19 protein-coding genes are annotated in these 22,427 nt (G+C 70.2%); 9 read left to right on the top strand and 10 right to left on the bottom strand.

Going from position 1 to position 22,427, the window contains the following annotated elements; translation table 11 throughout:
• Positions 1 to 4: 4 nt before the first annotated feature.
• Genes AC0J5J_RS14955 through AC0J5J_RS14945 form a run of 3 tightly spaced genes read right to left on the bottom strand, consistent with a single transcriptional unit; the run spans position 5 to position 4,919 of the window.
• Positions 5 to 1,171 carry an acyl-CoA dehydrogenase family protein gene (locus AC0J5J_RS14955; RefSeq protein ID WP_134425646.1) on the bottom strand — a complete coding sequence of 389 codons (1,167 nt, stop codon included), beginning with the start codon at positions 1,169 to 1,171 and terminating at the stop codon, positions 5 to 7.
• Positions 1,168 to 3,303, bottom strand: coding sequence for an acetyl/propionyl/methylcrotonyl-CoA carboxylase subunit alpha (locus tag AC0J5J_RS14950; RefSeq protein ID WP_474898727.1), 2,136 nt, complete (start codon positions 3,301 to 3,303; stop codon positions 1,168 to 1,170). Before AC0J5J_RS14950 ends, AC0J5J_RS14955 begins: the two co-directional genes overlap by 4 nt.
• Positions 3,304 to 3,311: 8 nt before the next feature.
• Positions 3,312 to 4,919 carry a carboxyl transferase domain-containing protein gene (locus AC0J5J_RS14945; protein ID WP_134425648.1) on the bottom strand — a complete coding sequence of 536 codons (1,608 nt, stop codon included), beginning with the start codon at positions 4,917 to 4,919 and terminating at the stop codon, positions 3,312 to 3,314.
• Between the two features lie 119 nt (positions 4,920 to 5,038).
• On the opposite strand from AC0J5J_RS14945, the gene AC0J5J_RS14940 reads away from it, so the two are divergent.
• On the top strand, positions 5,039 to 5,659 hold the full coding sequence (locus AC0J5J_RS14940; RefSeq protein ID WP_474898725.1) for an SACE_7040 family transcriptional regulator: 621 nt from the start codon (positions 5,039 to 5,041) through the stop codon (positions 5,657 to 5,659).
• Positions 5,660 to 5,673: 14 nt separating this feature from the next.
• On the opposite strand, the gene AC0J5J_RS14935 is transcribed toward AC0J5J_RS14940, so the two are convergent.
• From AC0J5J_RS14935 to pdhA, 4 genes are all read right to left on the bottom strand, one after another.
• A complete protein-coding gene (locus AC0J5J_RS14935) occupies positions 5,674 to 6,336 on the bottom strand; it encodes a VOC family protein (RefSeq protein WP_134425650.1) in 663 nt (220 codons plus the stop codon).
• 78 nt (positions 6,337 to 6,414) lie between these two features.
• On the bottom strand, positions 6,415 to 7,737 hold the full coding sequence (locus AC0J5J_RS14930) for a dihydrolipoamide acetyltransferase family protein (protein WP_474898724.1): 1,323 nt from the start codon (positions 7,735 to 7,737) through the stop codon (positions 6,415 to 6,417).
• Complete coding sequence (locus AC0J5J_RS14925) at positions 7,734 to 8,696, bottom strand: alpha-ketoacid dehydrogenase subunit beta (protein WP_474900244.1); 963 nt, start codon at positions 8,694 to 8,696, stop codon at positions 7,734 to 7,736. The genes AC0J5J_RS14930 and AC0J5J_RS14925 overlap by 4 nt, the downstream gene beginning before the upstream one ends.
• A gap of 83 nt (positions 8,697 to 8,779) precedes the next feature.
• A complete protein-coding gene (gene pdhA / locus AC0J5J_RS14920; RefSeq protein WP_474898722.1) occupies positions 8,780 to 9,892 on the bottom strand; it encodes a pyruvate dehydrogenase (acetyl-transferring) E1 component subunit alpha in 1,113 nt (370 codons plus the stop codon).
• 131 nt (positions 9,893 to 10,023) lie between these two features.
• Between pdhA and AC0J5J_RS14915 the strand changes: the two genes are divergently transcribed.
• The 8 genes from AC0J5J_RS14915 (at position 10,024) to AC0J5J_RS14880 (ending at position 18,515) form a co-directional block, all read left to right on the top strand.
• Positions 10,024 to 10,557, top strand: coding sequence for an Lrp/AsnC family transcriptional regulator (locus AC0J5J_RS14915; RefSeq protein WP_134425653.1), 534 nt, complete (start codon positions 10,024 to 10,026; stop codon positions 10,555 to 10,557).
• Positions 10,558 to 10,573: 16 nt separating this feature from the next.
• Positions 10,574 to 11,206, top strand: coding sequence for an LON peptidase substrate-binding domain-containing protein (locus AC0J5J_RS14910; RefSeq protein WP_474898719.1), 633 nt, complete (start codon positions 10,574 to 10,576; stop codon positions 11,204 to 11,206).
• A gap of 75 nt (positions 11,207 to 11,281) precedes the next feature.
• On the top strand, positions 11,282 to 11,767 hold the full coding sequence (locus tag AC0J5J_RS14905; RefSeq protein WP_134425654.1) for an NADH-quinone oxidoreductase subunit B family protein: 486 nt from the start codon (positions 11,282 to 11,284) through the stop codon (positions 11,765 to 11,767).
• Positions 11,764 to 13,782: a proton-conducting transporter transmembrane domain-containing protein gene (locus AC0J5J_RS14900; protein WP_134425655.1), complete on the top strand. Its 2,019-nt coding sequence runs from the start codon at positions 11,764 to 11,766 to the stop codon at positions 13,780 to 13,782. The genes AC0J5J_RS14905 and AC0J5J_RS14900 overlap by 4 nt, the downstream gene beginning before the upstream one ends.
• Complete coding sequence (locus tag AC0J5J_RS14895) at positions 13,779 to 14,729, top strand: respiratory chain complex I subunit 1 family protein (RefSeq protein WP_474898718.1); 951 nt, start codon at positions 13,779 to 13,781, stop codon at positions 14,727 to 14,729. Before AC0J5J_RS14900 ends, AC0J5J_RS14895 begins: the two co-directional genes overlap by 4 nt.
• An 8-nt stretch (positions 14,730 to 14,737) precedes the next feature.
• Positions 14,738 to 15,394 (top strand): hypothetical protein, encoded by a 657-nt coding sequence (locus AC0J5J_RS14890; RefSeq protein WP_134425657.1) that lies wholly within the window; start codon positions 14,738 to 14,740, stop codon positions 15,392 to 15,394.
• Positions 15,394 to 17,004: a proton-conducting transporter transmembrane domain-containing protein gene (locus tag AC0J5J_RS14885; RefSeq protein ID WP_474898716.1), complete on the top strand. Its 1,611-nt coding sequence runs from the start codon at positions 15,394 to 15,396 to the stop codon at positions 17,002 to 17,004. Before AC0J5J_RS14890 ends, AC0J5J_RS14885 begins: the two co-directional genes overlap by 1 nt.
• The gene (locus tag AC0J5J_RS14880) at positions 17,001 to 18,515 is read left to right on the top strand and encodes a hydrogenase large subunit (RefSeq protein ID WP_474898714.1); all 1,515 of its coding nucleotides are present in this window, start codon (positions 17,001 to 17,003) and stop codon (positions 18,513 to 18,515) included. The genes AC0J5J_RS14885 and AC0J5J_RS14880 overlap by 4 nt, the downstream gene beginning before the upstream one ends.
• A gap of 12 nt (positions 18,516 to 18,527) precedes the next feature.
• Here the strand turns inward: AC0J5J_RS14880 and AC0J5J_RS14875 are convergent, their stop codons facing one another.
• From AC0J5J_RS14875 to AC0J5J_RS14865, 3 genes are all read right to left on the bottom strand, one after another.
• Complete coding sequence (locus tag AC0J5J_RS14875) at positions 18,528 to 18,869, bottom strand: ArsR/SmtB family transcription factor (protein WP_241972848.1); 342 nt, start codon at positions 18,867 to 18,869, stop codon at positions 18,528 to 18,530.
• A gap of 140 nt (positions 18,870 to 19,009) precedes the next feature.
• Positions 19,010 to 19,933 carry an SGNH/GDSL hydrolase family protein gene (locus tag AC0J5J_RS14870; RefSeq protein WP_474898712.1) on the bottom strand — a complete coding sequence of 308 codons (924 nt, stop codon included), beginning with the start codon at positions 19,931 to 19,933 and terminating at the stop codon, positions 19,010 to 19,012.
• Positions 19,934 to 20,124: 191 nt separating this feature from the next.
• Complete coding sequence (locus AC0J5J_RS14865) at positions 20,125 to 22,398, bottom strand: polyribonucleotide nucleotidyltransferase (RefSeq protein WP_134425661.1); 2,274 nt, start codon at positions 22,396 to 22,398, stop codon at positions 20,125 to 20,127.
• Positions 22,399 to 22,427 lie beyond the last annotated feature (29 nt).

The raw sequence follows: 22,427 nt of genomic DNA, 5'->3' as shown, positions 1-22,427 counted from the left end.
CTGCCTAACCGGTGAATCCGAGCGCCCGCGAGATGACCATCAGCTGCACCTCGGTGGTGCCCTCGCCCAGCTCGAGCACCTTCGAGTCGCGGTAGTGCCTGGCCACCGGGTTCTCGTTCAGGAAGCCGTAGCCGCCGAAGATCTGGGTGGCGTCGCGGGCGTTGTCCATGGCGGCTTCGCTCCCCACCATTTTGGCAATCGAGGCCTCCATTTTGAAGGGCCGTCCGTGCACCATCTTCTGGGCCGCGTCGTAGTAGGCGAGACGGGCGGTGTGCACGCGCGCCTGCATCCGTGCGATCTTGAACGCGATGTGCTGGTTGGAGCCGATCGACCGGCCGAACACATTGCGGCTGTTGGCGTAACGGATGGCCTCCTCGAGGCAGCCCTGCGCCGCGCCCGTGCAGAGCGCGGCGAAGGCGATACGCCCCTCGTCGAGGGTCTGCACGAAGTTGGCGAAGCCGCGGCCGCGGTCGCCGAGCAGGTTGGCCTCCGGCACGCGCACATTCTCGAAGCGCAGCGGATGCGTGTCGGAGGTGTGCCAGCCCACCTTGTCGTAGGCCGGCAGCGCCGTGAACCCGGGGGTCGGGGTGGGCACGAGGATGGCGGTGAGCTCCTTCTTGACCGAGCCGTCGGGTCGGCGCGATTCGCCCGTGACCGCGGTCACGGTGACCAGCCGGGTGATCTCGGATCCGGAGTTGGTGATGAACTGCTTGGTGCCGTTGATCACCCACTCGCCCGCGGAGAGTTCGGCGGTGGTCTTCGTGCCCGCCGCGTCGGAACCGGCGTCGGCCTCGGTCAGCCCGAAGGCGGCGAGCGCGCGCCCACTGGCCAGAAGCGGCACCCACTCCTGCTTCTGCGCCTCGGTGCCGCGCCGGTAGACGGGCATGATGCCCAGGCCCACGCCGGCCTCGAGCGTGACGGCGATGGACTGGTCGACACGGGCGAGCTGCTCGACGGCGAGACAGAGCGCGAAGTAGTCCTGGCCCTGGCCGCCGTACTCCTGGGGGAAGGGCAGGCCGAACAGGCCCAGCTCCCCCATCTGGGCGATGATGTCGTACGGCAGACTCCGCTTGGTGTCGTACTCGTAGGCGGCCGGCGCGACGACCGTGTCGGCGAAGTCGCGCACGGTGTCGCTGAGGCGGCGCTGGTAGTCGGTCAGGTCCTGGTTCACGTTGGGTCTCCCTTGACTGGCGTGGCGGGTGCTGCTGATGTTTCGGGTGGCGGGGTGGCCGGTGTGGTGGCCGGCGGGGTGGCGTTCACCACGGTGGCGACCGTGGCGACGATCTGGTCGAGGCGCACGAGGTCGCCCGGGCGCACGCTGACGGTGAGCCGGCCATCCGTTTCGGCCAGCAGATGGTGCTCCATCTTCATGGCCTCCACCGTCAGGATGCGCTGTCCGGCACGGACCAGGTCGCCCGTGGCGAGGTGCACGGCCACCACCGTGCCGGGCATCGGCGAGCGCACCTCGGGCCGGGCGCCCGCGGCCTCTCCGCCGGCCGGGTCTCGGCCGGCGAGGCGGTCGGCGAGCTGCTCGGCCCGGGAGCGGTGCACCAGGTCGAGCGTGAAACCGGTCTGGCCGAGCCAGAGGCGCGAACCGTCGGCCACGAGTTGCAGTACCTCGAGCCGGCCGCCCAGTTCGCAGGCGAAGGTACCCGGACGATCGGTGACGGGCGCGAGCCGGGCGGGGACGGGCATCCGGTCGTCGATGGCGACGCGGAGGCCGTCCGGCCCGGTCAGCACGGTGACGTCGACCGTGTCGGTGGCGCTGATTCGCAGGCTGTAGCGCACCGGCCGGTCGGGGCCGAGCCGCCAGCCGCTCGCACGGGCCCAGAGGCCGGTGGCGGCACCCGCGGTGGCCCGGTCGTGCAGGAACAGGGCGGCGGCGGCCGGAAAGTGGTCGGGCAGCGGTTGCCCGGGTGTGCCGCGCAGCCCGAGGCCCGGCAGGCTGCGCTCGATCAGGCCGGTGTCGAGGCGGCCGGCGACCACCTCGGGGGTGCGCAGCAGCAGCCGGAGGAACTCCAGGTTGGTGTGCACCCCGAGCACCACGGTGTCGGCGAGCGCCCGGTCGAGGCGGGCGAGGGCCTCGGCGCGGTCGGCACCCCAGGCGATCACCTTGGCGAGCATCGGATCGTAGACACCCGAGACGGGCAGGCCCGGCCTCAGCGAACTGTCCACCCGGATGCCCGCGCCCGCCGGTTCGGACAGGCTGCGCACGGTGCCCTGGCCGGGCAGGAAACCGCGGGCCGGGTTCTCCGCGTACAGGCGCGCCTCGATCGCGTGCCCGGTGAGCACCACCTCGGCCTGGGTCAGCGGCAGCGGCTCCCCCGCGGCGATCCGCAGCTGCCACTCGACCAGGTCGAGACCGGTGACCAGCTCGGTCACCGGGTGCTCCACCTGCAGCCGGGTGTTCATCTCCATGAAGAAGAACTCGTCCGGGGCCGCGTCCGAGACCAGGAACTCCACCGTGCCGGCGCCGGTGTAGCCGACGCTCCGGGCCGCCTGGCAGGCGGCCTCGCCGATGCGGGCGCGGGTCGCCGGGTCGAGCAGCGGCGAGGGAGCCTCCTCGATCACCTTCTGGTGGCGGCGCTGCAGGGAGCACTCGCGCTCGCCGAGGTGGATGACGGCGCCCGTACTGTCGGCGAGCACCTGCACCTCGATGTGGCGGGGACGGTCGATGAAACGTTCGAGCAGCAGCGTGTCGTCGCCGAACGCGCTCAGCGCCACGCGCCGGGCGGTGACGAGTGCCGCGGCGAGCTCGCCCGGGGCGTCCACCCGCAGCATCCCCTTGCCGCCGCCGCCCGCGGACGGTTTGATCAGCAGCGGGTAGCCCACCGTCTCGGCGGCGGCCACGAGCTGCTCGTCGCTCTGGCCGGGCAGGGAGAAGCCGGGGATGACGGGCACCCCGCTGTCGGCGACGTGGTTCTTGCCGCGGATCTTGTCGCCCATCACGGCGAGGGCGGTGAGGCCCGGCCCGACGAAGACCAGGCCGGCGGCGGCAGAGGCGCGGGCGAAGGCCTCGTTCTCGCTGAGGAACCCGTAGCCGGGGTGCACGGCGTCCGCGCCCGTGGCCGCCGCGGCGGCCAGGATCGCGGCGATGTTCAGGTAGCTCTCCCGGGGCGCGGCCGGACCGAGGCGCACCGCGGAATCCGCGAGGCTCACGTGCAGCGCGTCCCGGTCGGCGTCGCTGTACACGGCCACCGAACGGATGCCCATGGCGCGCAGGGTGCGGATGATGCGGCAGGCGATCTCGCCGCGGTTGGCGACCAGCACGGTCGTGAAGGGTGTCGGTGCGTTCGGGGTCATGGTGCGCCTCACATCCGGAAGAGACCGAAGGCGGTCTCGGGCAGGGGTGGCAGGGCGACGACGTCGAGGGCCAGGCCCAGCACGGTGCGGGTGTCGGCCGGGTCGATCACCCCGTCGTCCCAGAGCCTCGCGGTCGAATAGTAGGGGCTGCCCTGCCGCTCGTACTGGGCGGTGACGGGCGCGGTGACCTGGCTCTCGGCATCCGTCGGAAAGGGCAGGCCCGCCTTCTCCTGCTGCTCGCGTTTGACGGTGGCGAGCACGGAGGCGGCCTGCGGCCCGCCCATCACGGAGATGCGGCTGTTCGGCCACATCCAGAGGAAGCGGGGCGAGTAGGCGCGGCCGCACATGGAGTAGTTGCCGGCGCCGAAGGACCCGCCGATCACGACCGTGAGCTTGGGCACGCGCGCGGTGGCGACGGCCGTGACCATCTTCGCGCCGTGCTTGGCGATGCCGCCGGCCTCGGAGTCGCGGCCGACCATGAAGCCGGAGATGTTCTGCAGGAAGATCAGCGGCACGCCGCGCTGATCGCACAGCTCGATGAAATGCGCCCCCTTGAGCGCGGATTCGGAGAAGAGCACGCCGTTGTTGGCGACGATGCCGACGGGGTGGCCGTGCAGGTGCGCGAAGCCCGTGACCAGGGTGGTGCCGTACTCCCTCTTGAACTCGTGGAACTCGCTGCCGTCGACCAGCCGGCCGATCACCTCGCGCACGTCGTAGCGGCCCTGCGGGTCGGTGGGCACCGCGCCGTAGAGCTCGGCCGGGTCGGCGACCGGGGAGACGGCCGGTTGCCGCGGCCAGGCCGGTGGCGGGGGTGCGGGCAGGTAGCGCACGATGTCGCGCACGATCTGGAGGGCGTGCTCGTCGTCCTCGGCGAGATGGTCGGTCACCCCGGACGTCCGGGCGTGCAGTTCGCCGCCGCCGAGCTCCTCGGCCGTGACGATCTCGCCGATCGCGGCCTTCACCAGCGGTGGACCGCCGAGGAAGATGGTGCCCTGGCCGCGCACGATCACGGTCTCGTCGCTCATCGCCGGAACGTAGGCGCCACCGGCGGTGCAGGAGCCGAGCACGGCGGCGATCTGCGGGATCTTGGCCGCCGACATCCGGGCCTGGTTGAAGAAGATGCGGCCGAAATGGTCACGGTCGGGGAAGACCTCGTCCTGCAACGGCAGGAAGGCCCCGCCGGAGTCGACCAGGTACACGCACGGGAGCCGGTTCTCGAACGCGATCTCCTGGGCCCGGAGGTGCTTCTTGACCGTCATCGGGTAGTAGGTGCCGCCCTTGACGGTGGCGTCGTTGGAGATGACGAGCACGTGGCGGCCGTGGATCAGCCCGATCCCGGCGATCAGGCCGGCGCCGGGGCTCTCGTCGCCGTAGAGGCCGGTGGCGGCGAGGGGTGCGATCTCGAGGAAGGGGCTGCCGGCATCCAGCAGCCGGTCGATGCGTTCGCGCGGCAGCAGTTTGCCGCGGGCGAGATGACGCTGGCGGGAGGCCTCGGGACCGCCGAGGGCGACGACGGCGAGGCGGCGGCGCAGATCGGCGACGAGTTCGCGGTGGGCGGCGTCGTTCGCGGTGAAGGCCGGATTGGTCGAGTCGATCAGACTCGCGAGTGTCTCCATCGACAACGTCCCGCTTTCCGCGTGAGTGCTCAGCCGGTACAGTTAGCGTGTACTAACCGAAATTCAGGTTAGCGGTTCATAACTGAGTTGTCCAGAGTTTCGGACGGGACGGGGTGTCGATGGGTGTCCTGCCTTCCTCACCGACGGCCCGGAGCCAGGCCAAGGCCGACCGTCGGCAGGCATTGCTGGGCGCCGCCGCGACACTGTTTGCCCGGTCGGGCTACAACGGAGTGTCGATCGAGGACCTCGGGGCTGCTGTGGGCGTGAGCGGTCCGGCCGTCTACCGGCACTTCAGCGGCAAGCCGGCGGTGCTCGCCGCGCTGCTGGTGGAGGTCAGCGAGACGCTCGTGGCAGGCGGCCAGGCCGTGGTCGAGGGCGCTCCGGATGCCGCGGGCGCCCTGCGCGCGCTGGTGCGCTTCCACACCGACTTCGCCCTGTCGCATCCGAACGTCATCCGAGTGCAGGACCGGGACCTGGACAGCCTCGCCCCCGCGGACCGGCACCAGGTGCGCACCCTGCAGCGCACCTACGTGGAACTGTGGGTGCGCGTGCTCGGGCAGGTGCACCCCGGGGTGGATGCGCAGCTTCTGCGCATCCGTGCCCAGGCGACGTTCGGGCTGCTCAACTCGACCCCGCACACCCTGCCGGCGTCACCGAGCGTCGCCGTGCGGCCGCTGCTCGAGGAGATGGCGCTCGCGGCGCTCGGGATGCTCGGGGCCGCAGGCGTCGCGCCGGCGTGAGCCGGGAGGACAGGTCAGTACGCCGTGGTGCAGACGCAGAGTTCGTTGCCCTCGGGGTCGGCCAGCACCCACCAGTCCGGGGCGTGCTCGTCGGTGAGGAGGTCACCGCCGGCGGCGATCACGTCCTGCACCCGGGACTCGGCGTCATCGGTGGGCACGTACACATCGAGGTGGATGCGGTTGCGCTCGGTGCGGGCGATGTCCATGGTCTGGAACCACAGCCGCGGTCCCTGACCGGAGGGATCGACGAGTTCGACCTCTTCGTCGCTGACGACCTCCACATAGCCGAGGCCCACCCGCCAGAACGGGCGGATCGCCGCAGCGTCGGTGCAGTCGATCGCCACGTCGTAGCGGGCCGGCTGTGTCGGGGCGCGGTCGGCTCCCTGCGCATCCGCCAGCTCCTGGATGCGCAGGGCGAGCCGCAGGTCTCGATCGGTCACCCCGCCGGCGTCGTGGGATGACAGGCGGAAGCCGACCCGGCCGTAACCGAGCCGCACCTCCGGGTGGTGATTCATTGCATCCGCCGCCGCGGCCACCTGGTCGACCAGCCGCACGGCCGACGCGAAATCCCGGGTCGTGAACGAGCCGTGCAGGGTGCCGTCGAGGTGCACGAAGGCGCCGCCGGAGAGCACGGGTTCGGTGTCGACGGGGGTGAGGAGGGTGCCCGGTGGTTTCATGCCCTCACTCTGCTGCGCGGTCCGAACCTCGTCAAGGCGCGCCCGGCGGCATCCGGTGCGACCCGGCTCCCGCGCGGACTAGAGGAGGGCCAGGGCGCGCGCCGGGTTGGCGAGGAGACCGGCGACGTCGGTCAGGAAGCGGGCGGCCTGCTCCCCGTCCACGAGCCGGTGGTCGAAGGCGACGCTCAGGGTGACCACCTGCCGCAGCGCGATCTCGCCCCGGTACACCCACGGTCGCGGGGCGATCGCCCCGAGGGCCAGGATGACCGCCTCCCCCGGAGGCAGGATCGGCGTGCCCGCATCAATGCCGAACGAACCGATGTTGGTGATCGAGATCGTGCCGCCGCGCAGGGCCGCGGGGCGGGTCGCGCCTGCCCGGGCGGCGCTGGTCAGCTCGGCGAGCGCCGCGGCAAGGTCGACCAGGCTTAGCCGGTCGGCATCCGGGATGCTGGGCACGATGAGTCCCCGCGGGGTGGCTGCGGCGATGCCGAGGTTCACGTAGTGGAACTGCACGATCTCACCGGCTGCCTCGTCCCAGTGCGTGTTCACCTCGGGCGTGCGGGCGACCGCGAGGCAGAGCGCCTTCGCGACGACGGCCAGGATGCCGATGCGCGCCTCCGCGAAGACCCGGTCGCCGCGGAGCGCCTCGATCAGCTCGATCGCCGGGGTCACGTCCACGGTCAGGAATTCCGTGGCGTGCGGCGCGGTGAACGCGCTCTGTACCATGGCCGCCGCGGTGTGCTTGCGCACGCTCCGGATCGGGCTGCGGGTCTCCCGCACGCCGGCCACGGGTACCGCGGGCCCGGCCAACGCCTCCACGTCCTGCCGGGTGATGAGTCCGGTCGGACCGGTCCCGGTCACCTCGGCGAGGTCCACGCCCAGGGTGCGGGCCAGGGCACGCACCGGCGGCGTGGACCGCGGGCGCTCGGTCGCCACCGGCGGCTCCTCCCCCGCGATCGGCGGCGCAGGCACGGTGTCCGTGGCGACCAGACCTCCCGCATCCGTCGCCCCGATGCGAGCCCGGCGCTGCGGCCGCCCCCCGCGCTCGACGGCGGCGCCGTATCCCACCAGCACCGCCTCCCGTTCGGTCTCGCGAGAGCGCACTTTCTGCCCACTCGAAGCCGCTGAGGGGGCAGAAAGTGCGCTCTCGCGACCAGACGGGGAGTCGACCTCGAAGGAGACGATCGGGTCACCGACGCGCACGGTGGTGCCGGGCTGCTGGTGGAGCTCGGCGACCACCCCGGCGAACGGCGACGGCAGTTCCACCACGGCTTTGGCCGTCTCGACCTCGGCGATGAGCTGGTTGAGGGTCACGGTGTCGCCCGGCGCGACGCGCCAGGCCACGATCTCCGATTCGGTCAGTCCCTCGCCGAGGTCGGGCAGTGTGAAGACCTTGATCATCGTCGTCTCCCTAGTACGCGGTCGACGCCGTCGAGCATGCGGTCGAGGTCGGGCAGGTGGTGGCTCTCCAGCTTCGCCGGCGGGTAGGGGATGTCGAACCCGGTGACCCGCACCGGCGCGGCCTCGAGGTGGTCGAAGCAGCGCTCGGTGATCTCGGCGATGATCTCCCCGCCCAGCCCGCCCGAGCGGGCGGCCTCATGCGTCACCACGAGCCGGCCGGTCTTCCGAACGGATGCCTCGACGGTGTCGTAGTCGACGGGCGAGAGCGAGCGCAGGTCGATGACCTCGATCGACACGCCCTCGTCGGCGGCGGCGAGCGCGGCATCCGTCGCCGTGGATACCAGCGCGCCGTAGGCGAGCAGTGTGACGTCGGTGCCGGCGGCCACGACCCGGGCGCTCTCCAGCGGGGCGCCGAGCTCCGGGGACACCGGGCCGGCGACGTGGTAGCGGCGTTTGGGTTCGAAGTACAGCACCGGGTCGTCGGAGGCGATCGCCTGGCGGATCAGGCCGTAGGCGTCCTGCGGGTTCGAGACCGCGACCACCCGGAGTCCCGAGGTGTGCGTGAAGTAGGCCTCGGGCGATTCGGAATGGTGCTCGGCGGCGCCGATGCCACCGCCGAACGGGACCCGGATGGTGATGGGCATGCGCACGGCCCCCTGGGTGCGGTAGTGGAACCGGGCCACCTGGCTGACGATCTGGTCGAAGCCCGGGAAGATGAAACCGTCGAACTGGATCTCGCAGACCGGGCGGTAGCCCCGGTAGGCCAGCCCCACCGCCGTGCCGATGATGGCGGACTCGGCCAGCGGGGTGTCGATCACCCGGTTCGGCCCGAATTCGGCGAGCAGGTCGCTGGTCACCCGGAACACACCGCCCAGCGTGCCGATGTCCTCGCCCAGCAGCACCACCTTCGGGTCGCCGAGCATGGCGCGCCGCAGCCCGGCGTTGATCGCCTTGGCCAGGGTCAGGGTCTTCGTCTCGGTCAGCGGCACCGGCGCCTGGCCGTTCGCTGCGCCCGCCGAGGAGTTCTGCTCGGTGATCATGGTCATGCGTCCATCCCTCCGGTCGGATCGAAGCTCGCCAGGTAGGCCGCGTATTCCGCCCTCTGGCGGTCGAGGCCGGCGTGCGGGGTGGCATAGACGTTCGCCAGCACGGTCAACGGTTCCGGGTCCGGCAGGCCGATGCAGCCGGCACGCAGTTCGGCCGCGGTGGAGTCGGCCAGGGTCTGGGTCCCGGCCTCCAGCTCGGGCGTGAACAGGCCGAGGGAGTCGAGCAACCGCCGCAGGCGCAGGATCGGGTCTTTCTCCGCCCACTCCTCGAGTTCGTTCGCCGGCCGGTACCGGGTCGGGTCGTCCGCGGTCGTGTGCGGGCCCATCCGGTAGGTGACGGCCTCGATGAAGGTGGGGCCGCCCCCGGTGCGAGCCCGGTGCAGGGCCAGCCGGGTCACCGCCAGCACGGCCAGAACGTCGTTGCCGTCGACCCGGAGGCTGGGGATGCCGAACCCGGGTGCGCGGCCGGCGATGCCTGCCGGGGCCTGCAGGCCGACCGGTTCGGAGATGGCCCACTGGTTGTTCTGGCAGAAGAAGACCACCGGGGCCTGGAAACTGGCGGCGAACACCAGCGCCTCACTGACGTCGCCCTCGCTGGTCGCCCCGTCGCCGAAGTAGGCCACGGCCGCGGAGTCGGCGCCGTCGAAGCGGGCTCCCATCGCCCAGCCCGTGGCGTGCAGGGTCTGCGCGCCGATGATGATGCTCGGCGTCGCCATGCCGTGGGAGTAGGGATCCCAGCCGGATTGCGCCGTGCCGCGCCAGACCCGGAGGATGTCGGTGGGCGACACCCCCCGGCAGTACGCGACAGCGTTCTCGCGGTAGCTGGAGAAGACGAAGTCATCGGTGCGGAGGGCGCGTGCCGAGCCGATCTGCGCGGCCTCCTGGCCGAGCAGCGGCGGCCAGAGCCCCAGCTCGCCCTGACGCTGCAGGGCCGTGGCCTCGGCGTCGATGCGGCGCACGACCACCATGTCCCGGTAGAGGGCGGCGAGGTCGTCGGCCTCGATATCGGCCACCCACGGATCGAGTTCGGCGCTTCGCATGCGCATCCCGTCGGGGCTCAGCAGCTGCAGGGAAACGGCGGGGGTCTCCCCGGTATGGACAGTGTGCACAATGCGCTCCCAGCGTCGTTGCCGAAGTTGTTGAGAGCGTACGATTCCGCGACACACAGCACAACCATGTTGCATAATTTTGAGCATTTTGCCCTATTCATGGGGCACCCAGCCTGCTAACGTCGAGCATTATGCACAGTCTCGACAAAGTCGACTTACAACTGCTCCGTGCCCTGTGCGCCGACCCGCGCAGCACGTTCGTCGCGCTCGCCCAGCAGCTGCACCTCTCCCGCAACACGGTGCAGGCGCGCATGTCGAGGCTCGAGGAGTCGAGTGCGTTCCTCGCCTTCGACCGTCGCATCAACCCGGTCGCTCTCGGCTATCCGCTGACGGCCTTCATCGAGGTGCATGTGCAGCAGAAGCGGCTCGCGCAGATCGTGGCCGAGCTGGCCCGCATTCCCGAGATCGTGCAGGCGCACGGCATGAGCGGGTCGACCGACATCCTGGTGCGCGTGGTGTGCGCGGATGCCGACGACCTGTTCCGCATCGATGGCACCATCCTCGCCTGCGAGGGTGTCGAGCGCACCGAGACGTCACTGGCCATGGGCGAGCTGATCCCCTACCGGATCACTCCTCTATTGGAGCGCAGCGGCCGCCAGGGCGGCGCCGGCCCCGTCGCCTCCGGATCGGGCCCGTCCCTGTTCCCCGATGCGATGATCCCCTGATGCGGCCGGCCCGACGATGACGACCCCGCCGCAGTCCGTGCTCCCGATGTTCCCGCTCGGGTCGGTCCTGTTCCCGTATATGCCATTGCAGCTGCGCGTGTTCGAGGATCGGTACCTGGTCATGCTCTCCCGGATCCTCAAGGAGGAACCGGCCGAGTTCGGCGTGGTGCTGATCGAACGCGGCCAGGAAGTCGGCGGCGGCGAGCGGCGCTTCCAGTACGGCACGGTGGCCCAGATCACCGAGCTCGAGGCCTCCGAGGGATTCGTGGGTGTGACCGCCCAGGGCGAACGCCGGATCGAGATCATGGACTGGCTGAGCGAGGACCCGCACCCCCAGGCCACGGTGCGCAGCCTCGACGCCCTCGACTGGGACGACGACCTGCTGCCGCTGCGGGAACGGGCCGAGCAGGCCGTTCGCCGTGCCCTCGCCCTGGCCAGCGAATTCGCCGACCAGCTCTGGCCGTCCACGGTGGAACTGTCCCGCGACCCGACTGCGGCGGCCTGGCAGATCGCCGGAATCGCCCCCCTGGGCCCGCTGGATCAGATCACCCTGCTGCGGTCGACCTCGATGGAGCAGCTGCTCAACGGCGTGATCGAGCACACCCAGGAGGCCGTGGACGCCCTGAGCGCACCCTGGCCCGATGAATAAGCCGAATCTATTTGATAAAAACATCATATAGGTATATAAAGAAGTAATGATGTATCGTGCCTCCTGGAGCCTGAGTTGAGCGTCAAACGACTCACGAATCTCATCCGCACCAGTGGGCGCATCGCCGAAGCGGCCCCGCCGGCCCCGGCCCTGCTCCCCGGAGCCGAGGTCTTCGGAGGCAGCGTGCAGGTGCGCTTCATCAACGCCGGCAGCTGCAACGACTGCGCGATGGAGGTGCAGAGCGCATTCGGCCCGGTCTATGACGTGGAGCGCTACGGCATCCGCCTGGTCGCGTCCCCGCGTCACGCCGACGTGCTCGTCATCACGGGTGCAGTCACCCGCAACCTGATCGAGCCGCTGCTGCGCACGATCGACGCCACTCCCACTCCCCGCTTCGTGATCGCCGTCGGCGACTGCGCCATCACCGGCGGGATTTTCGCCGAGGGCTACGGGGTGGCCGGGCCGGTCTCCGATTTCGTGCAGGTCGACCTGACCGTGCCGGGCAATCCGCCCGAACCGGCCGTCATCGTCGAAGCGCTCCGACGGATGACCGGACGATGACCGCCCTCGAAGCAGGCCTGCTCGGCCAGCTCCTGCTGCTCGTGCTCGCCGTGGCCGCGGCCCTGCTCACCCCCACCCGCTGGCGCTCCCGGGTCAGCGGAACCGTCTGCACGCTGCTCGCCACGGCCGGCGTCGTCACCGGCGCGATCGCCCTCTCCGGCGGAACCGGGTCACTGACCATCCCCACCGCCCTGCCGCTGGACCCGCTCGTGCTCTCCCCCGACAAACTGGGCGGCCTCGTCATGATCGTCGTCTCCGCGGTCGGAGCCCTGGCCGCCCTGTTCGGGATCGGCTCGGCCCGCGTGGCCTCGGCATCCCGCACCGCCTGGCTGTCGATGGCCGTATTCCTCTTCGGCATGCAGCTGGTGCCGGCCGCCACCGACGTGGTGTCGTTCCTGCTGCTCTGGGAGATCATGACGCTCGGCTCCACGGCGCTGCTGCTGGCCCACCACGCCACCCGCGGCACGGTCGCCTCCGCCCTGGTCTGGTATTCAGCGATGTCGCAGCTGAGCTTCTTCTTCGTACTGGCCGGGTTCGCGATGCTCGCCGGCCTGGCCGGCGGGACCGGGTTCGACCTGCTCGCCACGGTCGACCCGTTCTCCTGGCAGGCGAGCGTGGCCTTCCTGCTGCTGCTGCTCGGCTTCGGCGGCAAGGCGGAACTCGTCCCCCTGCACGTCTGGGTTCCCCGGGTGCTGCCCGAGGCGCCCGGTCACGTCGCCGCCGCGATGAGCGGCGCGATGGTGAACATCGGCGTCTACGGCGCCCTTCTCGTCTTCGTTCGGATGCTGCCGAACGGCCCAGCCTGGTGGGGGGTTCTGATCATGGCGCTCGGCGGGGTCTCCGCGCTCTACGGGATCCTGCAGGCCTCCGTGGCGAGCAACCTCAAGGTGCTGCTGGCCTACTCCACGACCGAGAACATGGGTCTGGTGTTCCTGGGGCTCGGGGCATCCGTTCTGCTCCGCGCCGACAACGCGACGGCCGCGGCCGACGCCGCCCTCGTCGCCGCCCTGCTGCTCATGCTCAGCCACGCCGCGTTCAAGTCGACCCTGTTCCTCGGCGCCGGGGCCGTGGCCCGCGCGGCCGGTGAGATGAACCTCGACCGGCTCGGCGGCCTCGGCAGCCGCATGCCCTGGACCGCCGGTGCGTTCGGCGCGGCCGCCATGGGGGCCGCGGCCCTCCCGGTGACCAGCGGTTTCGTTGCCGAGTGGATGCTGCTGCAAGCGCTGATCCACGGATCCCGGGTCGACGGGGAGGTCGTCTCCGTCGCGGCATCCGTCGCCATGCCGCTCGCCGTCGCCGTGATCGCCCTGACCGCCGGGCTGGCCCTGCTCACCTTCGTCAAGGCCTACGGGATCGCCTTCCTGGCCCGCCCCCGCTCCCCGCAGGCCGAACAGGCTCGCGAGGTTCCCGTCATCATGCGCATCCCGCTCGTGATCGGCGCCCTGCTCGTCGTCGGGCTCGGCCTGCTGCCCGGACCCCTCGCCGTGGCCATCGGCGGGGCCGTGGGCCCGGAGTTCACTCCCGACGTGCGCATCATCGGCCTCGCCGGCGTCGACGCCCGAGGCATCGACGCCGTGCTCGACCCCACCACCTTCGTGGTGCTGGCCGGGCTGCTGCTGGCGCCCGTGCTGATCGCCGTATTCGTCTCCGCCCGGCGCCACCCCACCCGCATCTCACCGCTCCCCTGGGCCGGCGGCGGCTCACGGCTGCGGCCCAGGATGCAGTACACCGCCACCTCCTATGCCGAGCCTCTGGTGCGCGTCTTCGACGACGTGCTCCGGCCGTCCCGCGACGTGGAGGTCACCCATGTCGGTGAATCCCGCTACCTGGTGGAACGTGTGCATGTGGAACAGACGGTGTCCGACGTGGTCGAAACCCGGCTTTACCGCCCGGTGCTGAATCTGCTGCAGCGGTTCGGAATTCTGGCCCGGCGAGCGCAGAACGGCAGCATCCACCGCTACCTGTCCTACTCCTTCGTCGCCCTGCTGTCCGTTCTGATCGTGGTGTCCCTGTGACCGGCGCCGCGGCGATCGTGATCGCCCTCGTTCAGCTGGCGCTGTTCGTGTTCCTCGCCCCCGTGCTGATCGGCGTGATCCGCCAGGTGCGCGCCCGCCTCGAGGGCCGGGCCGGTTCCGGCATCTGGCAGCCGTGGCGCGATGTGCGCAAGCTGCTCACGAAGAACCCGGTGCGCGCCGCCGACAGCAGCTGGATGCTCGCCGCCGGCCCGGTCACGCTCCTGGTCTCCAGCCTGCTGCTCTGCGCCCTGCTGCCCCTGGTGGGCACGCTGCCGCTGCCGCTGATCCCCAGCGACCTGTTCGTGATCGTCTCCGTCATGCTGATCGGCGTGGTGGCCCTGGCCCTGGTCGGCCTCGACGCCGGCACCGCGTTCGGCGGGATGGGGTCCAGCCGGCACATGACCGTCGCCGCCCTGGTCGAGCCGACCCTGCTGCTCGCGGTCTACGCGCTCTCCATCCCGGCCGGCACCTCCACGCTGTCACTGATCGTGGAAACCCGGCTCGCGACTCCCGCCGTGATCATCTCCCCGGTCAGCCTGCTGGCCATGGTCGCGCTGGCGATCGCCATCATGGCCGAGACCAGCCGCCTGCCGGTCGACAACCCGTCGACCCACCTCGAACTGACCATGCTGCACGAGGCCATGGTGCTGGAGGCCTCCGGCCGCGACCTGGCCTGGCTCGAGCTCGGCTCCTGGCTCAAGCTCGCGGCCCTGCTCGGCCTGCTCAGCAACCTGATCGTGCCGTGGGGCATCGCGACCGAGTTCTCGGCGCTCGGCGTGATCGTCGGCGCGGGCACCGTCACCGTGAAGATCCTGCTGCTGGGCGTCCTGCTCAGCGTGGGTGAGGTCTTCCTGGCCAAAGCGCGGCTGTTCCGCGTGCCCGAGCTGCTGGCGGGGTCGTTCGCCCTGGCCCTGCTGGCCGTCACCGCTTCCTACCTGGTCGCTTAGGAGCATCCGTGTTCACCACCATTTACCCGCAGCTGATCGGCCTTTGCACCGGCGCCTTGCTGCTCACCAGCGCCCTGATGGTCTGGCGGCACTCGCTGCTGGCGTCGATCCGGCTGCTCAGTGTGCAGGGCGTCGCGCTGGCCGCGCTGGTCGCCGTGATCGGCGTGGAGGAGGGCGAAGTCGAGGTGATCCTCGTCTCGGTGCTCGTTCTGCTGGTCAAGGGCGTGGCCCTGCCCTGGGTGCTCGCCCGGGAGACGCACGCCACCACGCGAACGGATGAGGCGCCGCGTCTCAACCCCACGGCGGCGCTGTTGACCGTGGCGCTGCTGACCATCCTCAGCTACGTCGTGGCCAGCCGGCTGCTGGCCGGGGATACCAGCGTCTCGGCCCACGCGGCCCCGATCGGCCTCGCGATGGTGCTGATCGGCTTCCTGCTGCTGATCACCCGCCGGCAGGCGGGATCGCAGCTGATCGGCTTCCTGGTGCTCGACAACGGCATCGCCACGGTCGCCTTCCTCACGTCGGGCGGCGTGCCGTTGTTCCTCGAGCTCGGCATCTCCCTCGACGTGCTGCTGGTCGTCGTCATCCTGTACGTCTTCGCCGGCCGCATGCGCACCAAGTTCGGCAACACCGAGATCGATCAGCTCAGAAAGTTGCACGACTGATGTCATTCGCCCTCTGGACGCCTCTGGCCATCCCGGCTCTGCTCGCCGTGCTCAGCCTCGCCGTTCCCTCCCCCGTGCTGCGCCGGCTCAGCCCCGTGGCCGCCAGCGTCACCGTGCTCGGGTCGGGCCTGCTGCTGGTGAGCGCCGCACTCGCCGACCAGGTACCCACGCTCGGCGACGGGCTGCTCCGCGCGGACGCGCTGAGCGCCTACATGCTCACGGTCGTCGGCGCCGTCGGACTCGTCTCCACCTGGGGCGGGCTGGGCCACGCCAGCGCCGTGCCCGTCCGCTTCGCCGGCTCCTACGACGCCCTGATCTCGGTGTTCCTGGCCGCCATGAGCCTCGCGGTGCTCGCCGACAACATCGGCCTGATGTGGGCCGCCATCGAGGCCACCACCATCGCCACAGCCTTCCTGGTCGGCCATCACCGCACCCCCCGCTCGCTGGAAGCCGCCTGGAAGTACGTCATCCTCGGCTCCGTGGGCGTGGCCATCGCACTGCTCGGCATCGTGCTGATCTACGCCGCTTCGCGCGGCACGGGTGAGGCCACCCTGTCCTGGCTGGTGCTCAGCCAGGCCGACCTGCCGCTCGACCCCGCGCTGATCCGCGCCGGCGGCGCCCTCGCCGTGCTCGGCTTCGCCACCAAGGCCGGGCTCGCGCCCATGCACAGCTGGCTGCCCGACGCGCACAGCCAGGCCCCCGCGCCCGTCTCGGGGCTCATGTCGGGCGTGCTGCTCGCCGTGGCCCTCTACGCGATCCTGCGGATCCAGACCATCACCGACGCCGTGATCGGCCCGGACTTCCTGCGCGTGATGCTCAGCATCGGCGGGCTGCTCTCTCTCTTCGTGGCGGCGGCACTGTTGATCCGCCAGCGTGACTTCAAACGGATGCTGGCCTACTCCAGCATCGAGCACATGGGCATGATGGCCGTGGGCGCGGCCATCGGCGCAGCGGCCCTGCCGGCCGTGCTGCTGTATGTGCTCGGCCACGGGTTGACCAAAGCCACGCTGTTCGTGATCTCGGGGCGCATCCTCGAAGTCGAGGGCACGCCGAAGATCGACGATGTGCGCGCCCTGCTCGTACGCCGGCCCGGCCTGGCCGTGCCGTGGCTGATCGCCATGGCCGCCCTGATCGGGTTCCCGCCGTTCAGCATCTTCTTCTCCGAGGTCGGCATCATCATGGCCGGCTTTTCGACCGGCATGGGCGTCACGGTCGGCATCGCGCTGGTGCTGCTGCTCGTCATCTTCGCCAGCCTGACCCGGCTGACGGTGGCCATGACCATCGGAGCGCCGGCGTCCGCGGTTGCCGCGGCCGCCGCCGCTGCGGCCGCCGAGGCCGCGGTTCCGGTTGTACCCGCGGCGGCGCTCACCGGATTGATCCCCACGGTCGGCGCCGGCGCATCCGTCATCGTCGCCGACATCGAGCCGAACCCCGTCGAGCCGGTCGTGCCCGTCGAGCCGGTCGTGCCGGTCGTGCCGGACCGGTCGGGGCATGGGCCCATGCTTCCGCTGATCCTGGCGCTGGCTACCACCGCGGTGGTGGCCTTCATCGCCGATCCGGTCGGCACGCTCCTCACGCGTGCGGCCGAGGTACTGGGAGGTATCCAATGACGAACCCGAGCCCGCTGCCGGCCGCCACCCCCGAGGTACGCACGCTCAGCCGGGACGCACTGCGGGATGAAGCGGCCGCACTGCTCGCCGAGGGCAACCGGCTCGCGCTCATGGCCTGCCACGACGACGGCGACCGGCTGCGCGTGGTCTACTCCTTCGTGGCCGTCTACCCGCGGCGCCAGATCGATCTCGTCGTGCCGGTGCCCTACGACGACGCCTGGATTCCGAGCCTGGCCGATCTCTCGTACCCGGCCGGCAACTTCGAGCGCGGCACGCGGGACCTGTTCGGTGTGCGCCCGGCGGACCACCCCCAGCCCTACCGGCTCGTGCGGCACGGGCACTGGCCCCGCGGCTGGTATCCGATGCGGAAGGACGCCCGGGTCACCCCCGAGTTCGAACCCGACGTCGAGTCGTTCCCGTTCGTGGAGGTCGAGGGCCCCGGGGTCTACGAGATCGCGGTCGGCCCCATCCACGCCGGCATCATCGACCCCGGCCACTTCCGCTTCTCCGTGGTCGGCGAAACCATCGTGCGGATGGAAGCCCGCCAGTGGTACATGCACCGCGGCGTCGAGCGTTTGTTCGAGGGCCGCCTGCCCGGTGACGGCATCGCGCTGGCCGAGCAGATCGCCGGTGACACCGTGATCGGCCACACGCTGGCCTACCTGATGGCAATCGAAGCGGCCTCCGGCATAGAGGTCTCCGAACCCGACCGGATGTTGCGCGCCCTCCTGCTGGAACTCGAGCGCCTCTACAACCACGTCTCCGACCTCGGCTCGCTGGCCAACGACGTGGGATTCAGCGTCGTCAATTCGCACGCCCAGCGGCTGCGTGAGACGCTGCTGCGCATCAACAAGACCGTCACCGGACACCGCTTCCTGCGCGCGGCGCTGATGGTGGGCACTGTGAGCGTGCTCGCCCTGCCCGATCCCGACGACCTCCGCGCCGTGGCCGTGGACGTGCAGGAGATCATCGCCATCACCCTCGGCCACGCCATCGTGCGCGACCGGTTCACCGGCACGGCACCGCTTCCCACCGGCCTGGCCGAGGCCATGGGCACGCTGGGCTTTGTGGCGCGGGCATCCGGTGTCGACGTCGACGCCCGCCGCGACCACCCCTTCATCGACCTCGGCGAGCACTTCCATGTGGTCACCGACACCGGCGGCGACGTGCTCAGCCGCTACCGGGTGCGAGCCGGTGAGTTCGAGGTGTCCATCGCGGTGGCGATCGACCTGATCGGCCGGCTCGGTGCCCACCGCGGCGGCACGGTTGCCGCAACGGTTGCCCCGTCCACGGCTGCCCGCAGCGGCCTCGCCCTCGTCGAGGGCTGGCGCGGCACCATCTGCCACCGCGTCGAGCTGGGGGCCGACGGCACCATCAGCCGGCTCAAGGTCGTCGACCCGTCGTACTTCAACTGGCCGGCGCTGCCGGTGGCCCTGGCCGAGACGATCGTGCCGGACTTCCCACTCGTGAACAAGAGTTTCAACCAGTCCTACGCGGGCAACGACCTGTAGCTGCCGGCGGGGTTACTCCGTGTCCTGCTCGATGGTGCGGAGCAGGGCGTGGGAGTCCTCGAGACTGGTCACCAGCATCCGTTTGGCGATGGCCAGCAGATCGGCGACGTCCGGGTCGCGCAGGGCGTAGAAGATGGTGTTGCCGTCGCGCCGGGTGACGACCACCCCGGCACGGCGCAGGACCCCCAGCTGCTGGGACAGGTTCGACAGTTCGGCGCCGAGCACCTCGGCGAGGCTGCCGACCGAGCGTTCTCCGTCGACCAGCTGCTCCAGAACCTGGACCCGCAACGGATGCCCGAGAGCCTTGAAGAGGTCGGACTTCAATTGGGCCATGGGTAGTCCGGTCGTTGACACAGTGTGATCATATCGCTAACTTGTAATACTTTCAAATAGCCGATCTCTGGCGGTGCCGGCCTTGCTCGGGATGGCGTGGATCGTGCGCCCCACACGCAGGAAGCGCTCGCGGCCGCGTGGCCGCGAGCGCTTCCTGCCCGTCAGCGGCGCAGCAGGCCGTCGTTGGCCAGCGCCCGGTAGTAGCCGCCGGTGTTACCGAGCACGTTCGGGTGGAAGTTGCTCGGTGCCATCAGGTTCGACGGGTCGAAGGCGATGTAGGGCACGCGGGACCCGATACCGTGCCCGGCGAACTCGTCCGTCACGTCGACGAAGCGGATCCGGTCGACGCCGGCCGGCTCGGGGGTGACCCCGACGGCCGTCTGGATCACCCCGTTCAACGCGCCGGTTCCCTGGTTGACCAGGTCACCCAGGGGGGAGGCCCCGGGCTGGAACAACAGCGGGTAGCCCAGCACGGCGACGCGGGCATTCGGCAGGGTTGCCGCGATCTGGCCGTAGGTCGTGGCCAGGGCGGCCACGAAGGCCGGGTCTTGCAGGGTCGCCACGCTTGCCGCCACGGCCGCACCGCAGGCCCCACTCAGCGGATCCGGATTCGGAGCGCAAGCCCGAAGGATCTCGGTCGACCCGGCGTCGATGCCGCCGACCGTGAGGGTGACCAGCTTCGTCGACCCGCCGACGCCGACCAGCTGGGACGGGATATCGGCCAGGCGAGCCCCGGAGCACGCCTTGTTCGCGGTCAGGCGATAGGGGCTGACCAGCGAGATGATGACCGGATAGCTCTTGTACCGGCTGCGCAGGCAGGTCAGGTCGGAGTACGGCGGAGCGCCCTGGCCGGAGGTGAAGGAGTCGCCGAGGGCGACGTAGTCCAGCCGCGCGTAGGAGGTGTGGCTGGGCCGGGGCACATTCGAGCTCGCAACTACGACGGAGGTGACCGGGGCGGCGGCCGGGAGGGCGGCCGGGACGGCGGTGGCCGGGGCTGAAACAGCGCCGACGGCCAGGGCGACACTCAGGAGGGAGACGGCCCCGAGGCGCGACAGGAAACGCATGCGGTTCTCAGAATTCATCATGTGCGCACGCTAGCCCCGCGCCGACGGCGCCGCTAGCTGTACCCGGCGCCGACAACGTCACCCTCGAACCGGTGGTGATCCCGGTGTGCGGACGGCACGCCGGAGGCGCAAAAAACCCGCCCTGCCGTAGCAGGACGGGTTTTCCGTCTAGCCGACTAACCTGGCGAGAGGTTGTCGGTAGATCTAGCGGACTACGCCTCGGTCGAAACCGGTGCGTCCTCGGTGCCGGCCTCAGCCGACTCGTCGAGGACCGGGGCGAGCGACAGCTTGCCACGGTCGTCAATCTTGGTGATCTCCACGAGGACCTTCTGGCCCACGCCGAGCACGTCTTCGACGTTCTCGACCCGCTTGCCACCGGCGAGCTTGCGCACCTCGCTGATGTGCAGCAGTCCGTCCTTGCCCGGGAGCAGGGAGACGAAGGCGCCGAACGCGGCGATCTTGACGACGGTTCCGAGGAACTGCTCGCCGATCTCCGGGTTGGTCGGGTTCGCGATGGCGTTGACCTGGGCGCGAGCGGCCTCGGCCGACGGTCCGTCGACAGCGCCGATGTAGACCGTGCCGTCCTCCTCGATGGAGATGTCGGCGCCGGTCGTGTCCTGGATCGCGTTGATCGTCTTGCCCTTCGGGCCGATCAGCTCGCCGATCTTGTCGACGGGGATCTGCACGCTGATCACGCGGGGCGCGGTCGGTGCCATCTCGTCGGGACGGTCGATGGCGGCGTTCAGCACGGCCAGGATGGTCGCGCGAGCGTCCTTGGCCTGGGTGAGCGCGCCGGCGAGAACGGATGCCGGGATGCCGTCGAGCTTCGTGTCGAGCTGGATCGCGGTGACGAACTCGCTCGTGCCGGCGACCTTGAAGTCCATGTCGCCGAGGGCGTCTTCGGCACCGAGGATGTCGGTGAGAGCCGCGTAGCGGGTCTTGCCGTCAACGGTGTCGGAGATGAGGCCCATGGCGATTCCGGCAACGGGTGCGCGCAGCGGCACACCGGCGTTGAGCAGCGACAGGGTCGAGGCGCAAACGGAACCCATCGAGGTGGATCCGTTGGAGCTGAGCGCCTCGGAGACCTGACGGATGGCGTAGGGGAACTCCTCGCGCGTCGGCAGCACGGGGACCAGGGCACGCTCAGCGAGCGCTCCGTGGCCGATCTCGCGGCGCTTGGGCGTTCCGACGCGGCCGGTTTCACCGGTCGAGTAGGGCGGGAAGTTGTAGTTGTGCATGTAGCGCTTCTTGGTGACCGGGCTCAGGGAGTCGATCGTCTGCTCGAGCTTGAGCATGTTCAGCGTGGTGACACCCAGGATCTGGGTCTCGCCGCGCTGGAAGATCGCCGAACCGTGCACGCGCGGGATGATGGCAACCTCGGCGTCGAGCGGGCGGATGTCCGCGAGCCCACGGCCGTCGATGCGGATGCCCTCGTTGAGAACGCGTGAGCGCACGACGAGCTTGGTGACCGACTTGTACGCGGCGGAAACCTGGTTGTTCGCGCTCGCGTCGAGCTCGCCGGCGGCGACCTTGGCAGCGATGGCTTCCTTGACGGATGCCTTCAGCGCGTCATCCGCATTCTGGCGCTCGATCTTGTCGGCGATCTGGTAGACGCCCTTGAGCTGGTCGTACGCGAGAGCGGCGACGGCGTCGTAGGTGGCCGGCTGGTAGGACGGGAACACCTGGTAGGCGCCGGTCGGCTTGGCCGCCGAGGCGGCAACCTTCTGCTGCGCTTCGATGAGCTGCTTGATGAAGGGCTTCGAGGCTTCGATGCCCTCGGCGATGACCTCTTCGTTCGGCTTGATGGCGCCGCCCTTGATGAGGTCCCAGGCGTTGTCGGTGGCTTCGGCCTCGATCATCATGATCGCGACATCCTGCACGCCGTTGGCGTCGGTCACCACGCGGCCGGCGACGACCATGCTGAACACGGCGTCAACCATCTGCGAGTGCTTCGGGAAGGCAACCCACTGGCCGGAGCCGTTCGCGTCGGGGATGAGGGCGACGCGAACGCCACCGATCGGGCCCGAGAAGGGAAGGCCGGCGAGCTGGGTCGACATCGACGCCGCGTTGATCGCGAGCACGTCGTAGTACTCATCGGGCGCGATGGCCAGGACGGTGACGACAACCTGGATCTCGTTGCGGAGTCCGTCGACGAACGACGGGCGCAGCGGCCGGTCGATCAGACGGCAGGTGAGGATCGCCTCGGTCGACGGGCGACCCTCGCGACGGAAGAAGCTGCCCGGGATGCGACCGGCGGCGTACATGCGCTCTTCGACGTCAATGGTGAGGGGGAAGAAGTCGAAGTTTTCCTTCGGCTGCTTGCTGGCGCTCGTGGCGGAGAGCAGCATGGTCTCTTCGTCGATGTAGGCGGCGGCAGAGCCCTGCGCCTGCTGGGCGAGGCGCCCGGTTTCGAAACGGATGGTGCGCGTGCCGTACTTGCCGTTATCGATAACGGTTTCGGCGAACGTGATTTCTGGACCCTCCATATGGGGGTTCTCTCCTTTGGTTTTTTTGC

This window comes from Cryobacterium sp. TS_SC_7 (assembly GCF_056156285.1).
This window is presented reverse-complemented; position numbering and strand designations above follow the sequence as displayed.

Excerpts from the sequence above, each read along its gene's own strand:
- AC0J5J_RS14940 (WP_474898725.1), top strand. The coding sequence starts at position 5,039 with ATGGGTGTCCTGCCTTCCTCACCGACGGCCCGGAGCCAGGCCAAGGCC.
- AC0J5J_RS14900 (WP_134425655.1), top strand. The coding sequence starts at position 11,764 with ATGACCGCCCTCGAAGCAGGCCTGCTCGGCCAGCTCCTGCTGCTCGTG.
- AC0J5J_RS14870 (WP_474898712.1), bottom strand. The coding sequence starts at position 19,933 with ATGATGAATTCTGAGAACCGCATGCGTTTCCTGTCGCGCCTCGGGGCC.
- AC0J5J_RS14885 (WP_474898716.1), top strand. The coding sequence starts at position 15,394 with ATGTCATTCGCCCTCTGGACGCCTCTGGCCATCCCGGCTCTGCTCGCC.
- AC0J5J_RS14935 (WP_134425650.1), bottom strand. The coding sequence starts at position 6,336 with ATGAAACCACCGGGCACCCTCCTCACCCCCGTCGACACCGAACCCGTG.
- AC0J5J_RS14880 (WP_474898714.1), top strand. The coding sequence starts at position 17,001 with ATGACGAACCCGAGCCCGCTGCCGGCCGCCACCCCCGAGGTACGCACG.
- AC0J5J_RS14910 (WP_474898719.1), top strand. The coding sequence starts at position 10,574 with ATGACGACCCCGCCGCAGTCCGTGCTCCCGATGTTCCCGCTCGGGTCG.
- AC0J5J_RS14950 (WP_474898727.1), bottom strand. The coding sequence starts at position 3,303 with ATGACCCCGAACGCACCGACACCCTTCACGACCGTGCTGGTCGCCAAC.
- AC0J5J_RS14865 (WP_134425661.1), bottom strand. The coding sequence starts at position 22,398 with ATGGAGGGTCCAGAAATCACGTTCGCCGAAACCGTTATCGATAACGGC.
- AC0J5J_RS14930 (WP_474898724.1), bottom strand. The coding sequence starts at position 7,737 with ATGATCAAGGTCTTCACACTGCCCGACCTCGGCGAGGGACTGACCGAA.
- AC0J5J_RS14915 (WP_134425653.1), top strand. The coding sequence starts at position 10,024 with ATGCACAGTCTCGACAAAGTCGACTTACAACTGCTCCGTGCCCTGTGC.
- AC0J5J_RS14945 (WP_134425648.1), bottom strand. The coding sequence starts at position 4,919 with ATGGAGACACTCGCGAGTCTGATCGACTCGACCAATCCGGCCTTCACC.